Origin of the sequence: Methanobrevibacter millerae (assembly GCF_001477655.1) — an archaeon.
Classification (GTDB): Archaea; Methanobacteriota; Methanobacteria; order Methanobacteriales; family Methanobacteriaceae; genus Methanocatella; species Methanocatella millerae_A.
Genome location: NZ_CP011266.1, coordinates 2,152,545 through 2,164,560, shown reverse-complemented (window position 1 = coordinate 2,164,560; position 12,016 = coordinate 2,152,545). Strand labels below are relative to the sequence as shown.

6 protein-coding genes are annotated in these 12,016 nt (G+C 23.4%); 3 read left to right on the top strand and 3 right to left on the bottom strand.

Annotated elements, in window-relative coordinates:
- Positions 1-54 precede the first annotated feature (54 nt).
- Positions 55-1,416: a transposase gene (locus SM9_RS09710; RefSeq protein ID WP_058739953.1), complete on the bottom strand. Its 1,362-nt coding sequence runs from the start codon at positions 1,414-1,416 to the stop codon at positions 55-57.
- Positions 1,417-2,014: 598 nt separating this feature from the next.
- Between SM9_RS09710 and SM9_RS09705 the strand changes: the two genes are divergently transcribed.
- Together SM9_RS09705 and SM9_RS09700 are read left to right on the top strand one after the other, a co-directional pair.
- A complete protein-coding gene (locus SM9_RS09705) occupies positions 2,015-2,626 on the top strand; it encodes a methyltransferase domain-containing protein (protein WP_058739952.1) in 612 nt (203 codons plus the stop codon).
- A gap of 9 nt (positions 2,627-2,635) precedes the next feature.
- A complete protein-coding gene (locus tag SM9_RS09700) occupies positions 2,636-3,148 on the top strand; it encodes a hypothetical protein (RefSeq protein WP_058739951.1) in 513 nt (170 codons plus the stop codon).
- Between the two features lie 192 nt (positions 3,149-3,340).
- On the opposite strand, the gene SM9_RS09695 is transcribed toward SM9_RS09700, so the two are convergent.
- The gene (locus SM9_RS09695) at positions 3,341-4,747 is read right to left on the bottom strand and encodes a glycosyltransferase (RefSeq protein WP_058739950.1); all 1,407 of its coding nucleotides are present in this window, start codon (positions 4,745-4,747) and stop codon (positions 3,341-3,343) included.
- 16 nt (positions 4,748-4,763) lie between these two features.
- A complete protein-coding gene (locus SM9_RS09690; RefSeq protein WP_058739949.1) occupies positions 4,764-6,419 on the bottom strand; it encodes a glycosyltransferase family 4 protein in 1,656 nt (551 codons plus the stop codon).
- A 242-nt stretch (positions 6,420-6,661) separates the two neighbouring features.
- Between SM9_RS09690 and SM9_RS09685 the strand changes: the two genes are divergently transcribed.
- Entirely contained in the window at positions 6,662-11,974 is a 5,313-nt protein-coding gene (locus SM9_RS09685; protein ID WP_058739948.1) for a glycosyltransferase, read from the top strand.
- Positions 11,975-12,016 lie beyond the last annotated feature (42 nt).

Below are 12,016 nucleotides of genomic sequence, written 5' to 3'. Positions count from 1 at the left end.
ATTCCCTAATTTTCAACCCTGTTAATTTAAGAAATTTTTGTGAAATTAATTTTTTTATTCACCTCTTCTTTGAGTTGGAGGGAATTTGTTATTTGGATCTTTGGCTGTTCTGTCAGGATTCCTATCATTTACTCTATTTTTTTCAACTAAGTTCGATTGTGCGGTATTCAATATTCGTTTTACAGCATTTTCTCTTTCCTTAGGGTCATCCGATAATAAGTCTGGCATGTCTAATTTGATTAATCCGAATAAGACATTGAGATTTGTTTTATATTCGTGTTTTAGGTTTTTATTTTTTTGTTTTTCTTGTATTTTTTGGTCTGCATCGAGTTTCATTGCCATGAGGTAATTAAACATGAATATGTTGGCGTAGAAGTCTTGTTGTATGATTTCTTCGTTGTATCCGCTGAAGTTTTCTATGTGTATTATGTTTTTTAATCTGTCGAAATTGGTTTCTATTTTCCATCTTTTGTTATATAATTCTTTTAAATCGGAGGTAGTGAATTTATCGAAGGGTAAATTGCTTGCTAGTATTTCTGTGTATTTTTTTCCTGTTTTAGTTGTTAGTTCTATTTCTGTTATTCTTATTTCTGTGCTTCTTTTTTCTCGTGCTTGTTTCTTTAATTCTTCATCGTGAAAGTTTTGTGTTCGTATTCTATTTATGGTGATGTTTATTATTTCATCATTTGTTTTCATATATTTTCGTTCGTTTATAAAGTCATCTGCTTTTAATCTTATTAGAAAATATGAATTTATGTTCTTATGTTTGAGCATTAGTTCAAGGGCGTCGTATCCTCTGTCGTAGGTTGTGATGGTGTTGGTCATGTCGATTCTTTGGTTTAAGTTGTCTAAATGTTGTATTGCGAGTTCTACTTCGCCTATTTTTTTGCTGTTAGTTATTGTGGCCGTTAATATGAAATCTGTTTGTGTATCTGCAATGCAGGATGCTCTAAATCTTATTAATTCCTTTCGCAATCTATTGAAATGTGGATTATTTAATTCTTTTAGTTGTTTTTCTGTGTATCCAATATTTGGTGCATCGCAAATGCTAGTATCGCCTGCAAGTATTGAATATCCCCTATAAAGGCCAGGTCGTTCTGAATCGTTGTAAATTCCATCAATAAAGTCTTCATTCATATCCACATAACAAACATGGTCGAGTAATTTTCTTCTTTGAGAAATGTTAGATTTGCTTAATGTCATATTTTTATCCTTTTTTTCTTTTCTAATAAAATTTATAGCTTCAATTGCAGTTGTTCGGCCACAATCATAGAAAGGATACTTGATTATACTTTCCAGATTAGTTTTTCGATTTCGAACAAAATGATTTTTTCCATCATCAATTCTATATTTTCGATTAACATATTTATTTAAGTTTACCCAAGTTTCATCACAATATTCCATGAAATTAATCATCAAAAACAACCCCCAAATCCCGAAATTCAAAACAAAAAATATTGAATAATCATATATAAAAATATAATTTAATAATATTTAATATTAACTATTAAAAATACTTAAAATTAGATATAAAATACTTAAAATAATAATTTAAACTATTAAAATAATTACACTTAATTTAAAGTAAATTAAAAGAATATACATGGAAAAATTACCAGAAAATGAAAAATAAGAAAAAAATAAAAAATTAATAATATGGTCTTAATATAAAAAATAAATATGTTAACGCAATTAAACATCAAATAAAAAATTATAAATAGAAAAAATAAAGAAATAAGACAATATAATTAAAAATTCAATATTGAGTTTCTTAAATTAACAGGGTTGCCTAATTTTAGTTAATTTTAAATATGTCCTAACTATATATATTACTATAATGGTATATTTATTTATTAAATTTCATTGCTTTAAATTTAATGAATTATTTTTTGAATTTCATATTAAATTATTATCTCATGTTCATTTTAAATTTATAATGCTAAATTTTATGATGTTTCTTAAATAAATATATTGAGAAAGTTGCTATTTTAAAATATTTGTTTGGGTTCATATTATGCATAAAAGTAGTTATGAAAAAATGAAATGGTTTAAAGAAAATTTTCTTAATGAAAAAAATTATTTGAAAATTTTAGATATTGGATCTCTTGACACAAGTGGTAATAATTATAATTATAAATCAATTTTTAATATTAATAAATGGGTATATGAAGGGCTTGACTTTAAAAATGGTAATAATGTTGATATTTTAGTCGATGATATTTATAATTTTCCAGAAATTGAAAATAATTCTTATGATGTAGTAATTTCAGGTCAATTGTTTGAACATTTGGGATTTTTTTGGTTAACGATGAGCGAAATTGATAGGATTTTAAAACCTGGTGGTTTTTGTTGTATTATTGCTCCAAGTTCAGGTCCTATTCATGGTTCATCTGATAGTGATTCTTATAGGTTTTTTGAAGATGGTATGAAAGCTTTGGCATATTATGTTAATTTTGAAGTTATTCATGTTTCAACAAATAATTCAGAAGAATCTAATCCTTGGCATGATACTTGTTTAGTTGCTAAGAAAAAAGAAATTCTTGATATTCCATCAACTAATTTGGATGATAGAATATTTAATTTAGAGAATAAAATTGATGAAATAATTGATGTAATCAAAAAATAAGGGTAAACTATGGATAAAAGATATTTATTAATCATTGTAATAATTTTAATCTGTTCTGTTAATTTATTTTTGATTTCAAATTCTTCAGATATTATTGGTGGTGCATCTGTTAATTTTAAGGATTATACTTTTTCAATTCCTAAAAATTTCGATTTATTAAGTTCTGATGATCAATATGTTAAATTAAATAATCCAGAAATTGGTAGGGTTCTAATTACCTATGACGATATACGTCAGGATAATGACTATAAACATCGGATGGATTATCTTGAAAATCACTCTGATATGACTATTTTGCGTAATGGAACTTTAAATATTGGAAATACTACTGTTTATTCTGTTTTTTTCCAACGTCAAGATTCCAATTCAATAATAAATGATTCTTCTTTTATTTTTGATCAATATGGTCATCGTTTCACAATTAGTGTGTCAGGATATGATTATTCTTCATATAATGAAACTGTTGATACTGTAATATTTCTCATTGAGTCTTTGAGACATAATTATAAGTTTAATTATTAAATTATAATTATTTAATTTTTTTTAATATAATAAATGTTTTTCCATTTTTTTCTTCTAATTTTATAATTTTTAAGTTATTATTTTTTGCAAAGATTCCAATGCCATTTTGGGTTAATTTAATTGGTTGATTTGAATTTGAAAATGTAATAAATAACTGGCCAGTATCTTTAAGTATTCTTTCATATTCTGTTATTAATAACCAAAAAAAGGAATTATTTTAAAAAATTCAAGAGAAATTATTATATCAACACTATTATTTTCAATTGTTTTTAATTTATCTAAATACATAATATGATTATTTTCAATATCGTTCTCAAAGAAAATTTTTTCATATTTCCAGTTTTCTTTAGTTAATATTTGACTTGGATTAATTTGGTTGTTTTGATGGGTTATTTCGAGTATTTTTAATTTTTCATTAGTATTCAAATACTTATTTTTAATATTTTGTATCGTACTTTGATATTTATTAGATGAATCCTTTTTAATATTATAATCTTCAGTTAATATATCCATCCATTGGTTTATAGAAAAATTTATTAAATAATTATCTTCAATATCTTTTTTAGAATTCTTTAAAATATTTTTTTGGAGTTCTTTATCTTCAATAAGTCGTATAATATTTCTCTCCCATTCTTCAGGAGTATTATTTTTGATTAATAATCCAGTATTCTTATGAACGACTTTTTCTTTATAAGGTCCTATTGCACTGTATATTCCAGGAACATTAAGTCCAGTATATTCTAAATATTTAAGCTCACTTTTATTGTAATTAATTGCACTTTCTTCTAATGGTGCAACAGCAATATCCCAATTTACAATACTTTTAAGCCAAGGTACAAATTTGATGTATCGATTATTTTTTGGGGGAACATCAATTTTTTTAGCCCATTTTAACTCTTGATCAGTACCTCCCACTAGTTCAAAAACTACTTCTTTATTTTTCTTTAAAAAATATTTTTTAACATTATTTATTGCAGTCTCTAATAATGGTAAATCCCATGAATGGTAAATTGTTCCCATATATCCAATAATTATTTGATTTTTATTTTTAAATTTTTTAGATGGGACAAAATCAAACCAAGAATCAATTAATCTATTTGGTATGACAATAATATTTTTGTTAAGGGGATATAATGTTTTTTGGAGTGTTTTTGTCGAAACTGTAACAACATCTGAATTTTTAATTAAATATTCCATTTTACTTTTTATACTCATATAATACTGATATCCTGGGTTACTTTTATCTATATTTAATAAATCATCGTCTATTTCATAAACAATTTTAATTTTATTTTTTTTAGAATATTTAACTATTAAATCAAATAAGTTTGATTTAACGTCTGTGTTTTGATCAAGTGCATTTCGCTGTATAATGATTGTATCAAAAAAAAATTCATTATTCAATAAATCTTTTTCAACAGCTAGTAAATCTTTACCTTCAATAATATTGAATGAGTATCCATATTTTTTTGAAATTTCATTAAAAATATATAATAATCTAATATCAGCAGAAACACTATAATCTTTAATAAAAACTCCTATTCTATTTAATTCATATTCTGTCTTGGTGTTTGTATATTTATTTAAGTATTTAAACATATTAATCACTATTTATTTAGTTTGTAGTAGACCATGTATTTAATAATGTCGTCATTGTTTTTTTAATACTTGAAATATTCTGAACATCAAATTGTGCGTTTTTTCTTATTTTTACAATTTCTTCTGGACTTTTTGAGTTTATTTCTCTAATTTTCCTAGCGAGTTCATAAGGATTGTTTGGTTTTACTAAGAATCCATTTTTACCATCAATTATTACTTCAGGTATCGCTGAAACATTAGTTGTTAAAACAGGAACTCCATATGCCATTGATTCAAACATTACTGTTGGAATTCCATCTCGATCTCCATTTTTTGCAATTCTGCATGGAGATACTAATAAATCTGATGTATCAAATACTTTTTTTACTTCTTTAGGATTTTCTAAACTTCCTTTAACCTTAATATTTTTTAATTTTAATTTTTTAATTTGTTTTTTTAGTTCATCTTCTAAAATACCAAATCCATATATAGAAAATTCATAATTTTCATTTTCAAGTATTTTTGCAGTTTCAATAAGAATATCTATTCCTTTTTTTTCAACAAATCTTGAAATAGACACTATTTTTTTTATTTTTCTATTTTTTTCTTTTAATGGGTGGATTTGGTATTCTGTAGCTTGTCTTGTTAATATAATCTTATTTTCTGGAACATCACGACTCATTAAATAATTTTTATGATAGTTACTTAATGTGAATATTCCTTTACAATATTTTGATTTTGAAATTTCTGAAATATTATTTTTCTTATCATTTTCTTTAACAAAAATATCAAATGCATGTGCAAATAATGTAAATGGAATTTTAAGTTTGGTTGCAATAGGATATGTGTATAATGTTCCTGTAGGAAATACAAAATGGGAATGAATTAAGTTTATATCATGTTCGATTAATAATTTTTCTAAATTTTCAGCGGGATTTCCACTTTTATCAAAACGTATGACTTCTAAATTAAAATCTAATTTGATGGGGTTTGGTGGATTATTATAACATAAAACTTTCACATTATATCCATGTTTTACTAACCATCTGAGTTCATTAATAACAAATGTTTCTGAAAGTGTTGGAAATCCGGATAGTACATATGCAATATTTAATTTTTGCAATTTATATTCTTTTATAATATTCTCATATAACTTTTGTTTTTCTTGGATACTAATTAAATTATTTTCTAACAGTTTATTTATTATATTATGGTATTCTTCTTCTCTTTTAAGAATATTTTCATATTCTTTTTTATAAAAATTATTTTCTTTATTTAGTAAATTTTCTGAGTTATTTAACTTATCTTCATATTTTTTATTGGTATCACGTAATTCTTTTATTGTATTTTTTAGGTATTTATTTTCTTCTTTTACTATTTTTTCATTCATTTTTAGTGTGTTAATAATATTAATTAATTCATTAACTTTGTATATTTTATCAACATTTTTTATTTCTTCCAATGCTTTTTCAAGAAGAGGTAATTGTTTTTGAAGATTATCGGTTTTTATCATTAATTCATTAATTTTTGACAAAGAATTTTCATACATTACTATTTTTTTGTTGTTTTTTTCATCAAGATTTTTAATTAAATTTTGATATTTTAAAATATATTTTTCATATTCTTCTTTATAAAAATTATATTCTTTATTATTTTTCAGAATTTTTTTTTGAATGGGTTTTCCTATTTTCATTTTTATCCTCCTTAAAATTTAATATCGTCCGTATTGATTATAATCATATTATTTCATTATATTAACATATCTATTTATACCTTAAAATTTAATATCGTCCGTATTGATTATAATTATATTATTTCATTATATTAACATATCTATTTATAGTTTAATTTATAAAAATATATTAATAATAAAATTAATTTTTTATTAGGATTTTTAACATTTATACAATAAAAATTATCATTATTGGAGTTATTATGAGATATGAAAATAGAATAAAAAGATATTCTGAATTTGAATATGTTAATGATTATAAGCAGAATGTTGGATTAATTACACAAGGAAATTATATTGCTAGTAATTATATTAGGATTTTTTCTCCATTTAGCAATATTTGTAAAGATTTTGAACCTTATGTGATTGATGAAAGGGATTTTGTTAAATTTAAACAAGATTTAGAATCTGATTTTTTACTTTTGGATATTGTTATTGTTCAAAGAGATGTTCTTGATTGGGAGTTTACTAAATTACTGGTTGATAAATGTAAATTATTTGGAGTTAAATTAATTTTTGAAATTGATGATGATATTATTAATATGGAAAAATCATCTCCTATTTATCATAAATTTGTTCATAAAATTCCAGCTATGCGTTTTTTGGCTCAGAATGCTGATTGTATTACTGTTTCCACAGATGTTTTGAAGATTCAAATGGATGCTTTTAATGATAATGTTGTCGTTATTCCTAATGCATTATCTGATTATTGGGAACTTGATTTTAATTCTAAATTGCATGATGATTCACATATTATTAAAATTGGATATATGGGTACAAGAACACATACTAAAGATTTAAAAATAATTATTGATGCAATTAAAAATATTCAAAGTAGTCTATCTGATAAAAAAGTAATATTTGAGATTATCGAAGGTACAACTGAAGATATTGAGGGTATTAATATTATTAGAGTTCCTTCGGATAAATCATATTATCCGGATTTTGTTCCATGGTTACAAGATGCGGTCGATTGGGATATTGCAATCGCGCCTTTAGTCAAAGAGGATAAAATTAATTTAAGTAAAAGTGAACTTAAATATTTGGAGTACACGGCATTAAATGTTCCAGCCATTTATAGTGATGTTGGTCCCTATTCAAAAGCAATTATTCATGAAAAAAATGGTATGTTGGTAGAGAATAATACTACGGAGCAGTGGGAGGAAAATTTACTGAAATTAATAAATAATTTTGATTTAAGACAATCTATTCTTTACAATGCGATAAAGGATGTTAAAATGAATTATACTATTAAAAATTTAATAGATAATTGGTTAAATGTATTAAATTCAAATAAACGGAATAAATCTAATTTATTATATGAAAAAGTGATGGAATATTATGATAATGAAATTTCTTCATCGTTTAACACTTTTCTTGTTAATCAAAGTAAATCTATAGTAGAGCAATCAGGACTTTTTGATGAGGAATTTTATATAGGATCATATCCTGATGTTTTAAATTGTGGTTTATCTCCTATTGATCATTATCTTACTTTTGGTGTTGATGAAAATTGTATTCCATTTAATGACTTTAAAGATTATATTTCCCCAAAAGATGAGTTTATTAATAAATTTGGTTTAAATCCTTTTGTTTTTTATTTATTATATGGTATTGAATTTTCATTTTTTAAGGATAATATCGATGCGGATAACTTCGAAATCAATGAATTCATTATTAAAAAATCTGATTTATTGGATTCTGAATATTATTTATCTACAAATCAAGATGTTCGTGATGCAAATTTAAATCCAATTTATCATTATTCTAAATATGGTTATTATACTGACTATAGAAATCCTTCAATTAGTTTTTCAAATAAATATTATACTACTAAATATTTAGTTGATACAAAATTGTGGAATCCTCTGACCCATTATTTTTTAATTGGAAAAGAAAAGGGATTAAAGACAAATTGCTGGTCATTTTCAAATAATCAATTTTTAAATGAGGATATTTCCAGAATTATTGATAATTTAAATAATGATGTATATATTATATTGCCTATTCATAATTATTCTGATAAAATTTTTGATTGTATTGAATCTATTTTTAATAATACTTTTAATTCATTTAATTTAATAATTTTTATAGATAAAAATTTGTTTGAAAAAGAATTTAATGATTGTGAGTTATTATTTAAAGAAAATATAGAAATAATTTATAGTAATGATGATATTTTATTTGAGGATATTGATGAATTCATTTTGGGTTTAAATAGTGATTTTGTCTTGTTAAATTCATATACTGAAGTTTCTTATAATTGGTTAACAAAACTAATTGTTAAAGCATATTCTAATCAAAAAATTGGTTTTGTTTCACCATGTTCTAATTTTATGAGTGATATTTTTCCATTTTCAGAGGCATCTGATTATAATGATTATATGCTGGTGACCAATGGAATTAATACTTTTTTAAGAAAATCTTCAAATCATGATTTAATATATTCTTCAATTTCAGATGCTTTTTGTATTTATGTTAAGTTTAATTTTTCTAAAGAATTCTTATTCAATAAAAAGTTTTTTGTTTTTGATTCAAAGAATAGTTCTTGTTATTTACCAATTCATAAAGGTCTTCATGTTATTGATGATTCTACTTATATTTATCATGATAATGTATTTTTTGAAGATAACTATCATTTATTTGATAATCATGTTAATGATTTTTGTTCTGAATTAAAATTGAATAAATTTTTAAAATCTTCTGTTTATGAGGATTTCAAACGTGATTTGGATTTGGCAATTTTGGATAAAAGAGATTATACTTTGTCTAATAGAATACTATATATATTGACTGAGGAAGAATTTTGTTCTTTTAAAGATTACATGGGTTATTATTCTTTGTTATATTATGATTGTTATTTCTTAACTTCTAATGGTGATGGTTTTAAACTTTGGGATAACTTTAATTTAATTCAAAAATGGGATTTAAAATTAAATATTGAAAATAATGAATTGAGAAATGAACTATTTAGAGATTTTTATTTTAATATATTATTTTTATTAAATATCAATATTATTCATATAATTAATTTTAAAAATAACTCTTTTGATTTATTGGATATTAGTAACTTGCTTAATATTAATCGGGTATTAAATTGTAATAATGATTATCTAATATGTCCTTTTAATGGAAATTCTTGTTTTATTCATTGTGATTTCAAAAAGTGTAATAGTAATATTTTTAGGAATATTTGGAGTAATTGGCAGGTTAATGTTTCTGAATTATTAAGTAACTCTAATCTGATAATAGATAAAAATGAATCTATGGATTATAATCCCTTTTTAAATAATTCTAATGGTGTAGTAAAATATATTGATTTTCCAAAATTAAATAATAAACTTATTGATATATTTAATAAGGATAATATTAGTTTAACATTATTATTTGTTGGGGATATTGATGAAATAGGCATCAAATTAATCGATAATCTTAAAAAAGAAGATTTAAATAATTATTTGGATTTGCATTTCTTATCAGATAATTCAAATTTGGATGAGTATGGTGTTTATCATGGATTATTTGATATTAATCGCTTTTCAAATATTTCTCATGATATTAATCCGGATTTTGTTGTGCTTATTAATAAATTTTCAGGTTTTTATGATGTAATTTTCCAATCTAAGGAGATGTGTGTTCCTGTTCTTTTGGATAGTAATAATTTTGGTTCTTTAGTTAATGAATATTATCATACATATGATATTCCTATGTATTTTAATCAGTATTCTTATTCTGGGCTTTTCAATTTGTTTTCGTCAGAAAAATATTATGAGATTATAAGAAAACTTCATTATCCTGATGAAAATATAAAAAATATGATTATTAATATTACTCGTTGTTTTTCAGAACTTTATTCAATTTCTGGTGATAATTCATCTAAAGAAATTATTGATGATAAACCGTTTTTAAATTCTGAAATTAAAAATGATTCAATTCTAAATTTCAGTCAATTTTTAGTTAATTCATATCTTTCTCCAATAATTCATGCTCCTTTTACAGAATATGAAAATAGATGTTTTTTAATCATGGATAATATTGCTAATTATTTAAAAAATAAATCTCAAAATAATGAGTTTAAACCATTGGTTTCTATTATCATGCCTGTTTATAATCGTGCGGATATTGTTCTTAATGCTGTCAGCACAGTTTTAAATCAATCATATAAAAATCTTGAATTAATTATCGTTGATGATGCAAGTACTGATGATACTGTTGATGTATTAAAATCTATTTCTGATGATCGTGTAAAAGTTATATGTAGTAAAATTAATGGTGGCTCTTCTGCTGCTCGTAATATTGGTTTGAGTAAAGCTAATGGAGATTATATATTATATTTGGATTCTGATAATGAGTGGGAATATAATTATATTGATGCTGTTATGGGTGCTTTTTTAGAATTACCTGATGCTGATGCTATTTATTCTGGACAATTTCTTTATAGGAATCTTGGCGATTCTCCTTTTGCAGTTAGATTTGGATCATTTAATAAATCGTTATTGTTAAATGGAAATTATATAGATTTAAATTGTCTTGCTCATAAGAAAACAGTGTATAATAGGTTGGGTGGATTTAACGAGTCTTTAAATCGTTTAGTTGATTGGGATTTTGTTTTAAAAATTTCTAATTATTTTAAAATATATTCTGTTCCTTTTATTCTTTCAAAATATTATTTTGATGCCGCAAAAAATAGAATTAGTGATTATTCTTCTAAAAATCATGAAAAAATGATGGAATTATTTAAAAATTATGCTCATAATATTCATAATAATAACATGATTATTAAGAAGCCTTATTATCAATTAAATAAAAAAATTAAAGTTATACTTCATAATATTAAATCTTTAATCGATATTCATGAAGCAATTAATAGGTTATTTAAATTAAATTTGGATGATATGTTGGATATTGTTGTTATTGATAATGATTTAAATACTTCTATAAAAGAATATTTGGATTATCTTGAATTGAATAATAGTATAGAAGTTTTATCTTTGGTTGATGATGATTTTGATGAATCATCTTTGTTTACTAAACTTCAGGGGTTGCATGATGTTAACTTCGATTTATTAATATTGGATGTTAACGCAGTTTTAACGGAAGGGGCTATTGAATTCATGCAAAAATATGCTTATGAACTTTCAGATTCTGGTATGATTGTTTCTCAGCAAATTTTGCCTGATGGTGATAAAAATATTAAATCTCATGTTCCATATGCTAATCCATATTTTAAATGTGATATTACGCCATCAATATTTTATGATAATATTATAAATATGGAAAATTATCATGATGGAAAAATCTTAGAATTAAATTGGGCACCTTTATTCTGTGTTTATTTAAAATCTGAAGTATTGGATTCATTCCAATTTGATGTTAATAATTCTTTTGAAGATTTGTCTTTATCTAATATTTTATCTGATTATATTCGATATGTTAAATGTTTAAAGATTTATCATATTTCAGATGCCTTTGTTTATAACATTGCAGATAAGAATATTTTTGATTGGGGGGATTGATTAAATAGATTTTTTTTACTTTATATAATTTCTATTTGATAA

What these genes read in the sequence shown, in the direction of transcription:
- SM9_RS09710 (WP_058739953.1), bottom strand. Translation starts at nt 1,416, where the DNA reads ATGATTAATTTCATGGAATATTGTGATGAAACTTGGGTAAACTTAAAT.
- SM9_RS09705 (WP_058739952.1), top strand. Translation starts at nt 2,015, where the DNA reads ATGCATAAAAGTAGTTATGAAAAAATGAAATGGTTTAAAGAAAATTTT.
- SM9_RS09700 (WP_058739951.1), top strand. Translation starts at nt 2,636, where the DNA reads ATGGATAAAAGATATTTATTAATCATTGTAATAATTTTAATCTGTTCT.
- SM9_RS09695 (WP_058739950.1), bottom strand. Translation starts at nt 4,747, where the DNA reads ATGTTTAAATACTTAAATAAATATACAAACACCAAGACAGAATATGAA.
- SM9_RS09690 (WP_058739949.1), bottom strand. Translation starts at nt 6,419, where the DNA reads ATGAAAATAGGAAAACCCATTCAAAAAAAAATTCTGAAAAATAATAAA.
- SM9_RS09685 (WP_058739948.1), top strand. Translation starts at nt 6,662, where the DNA reads ATGAGATATGAAAATAGAATAAAAAGATATTCTGAATTTGAATATGTT.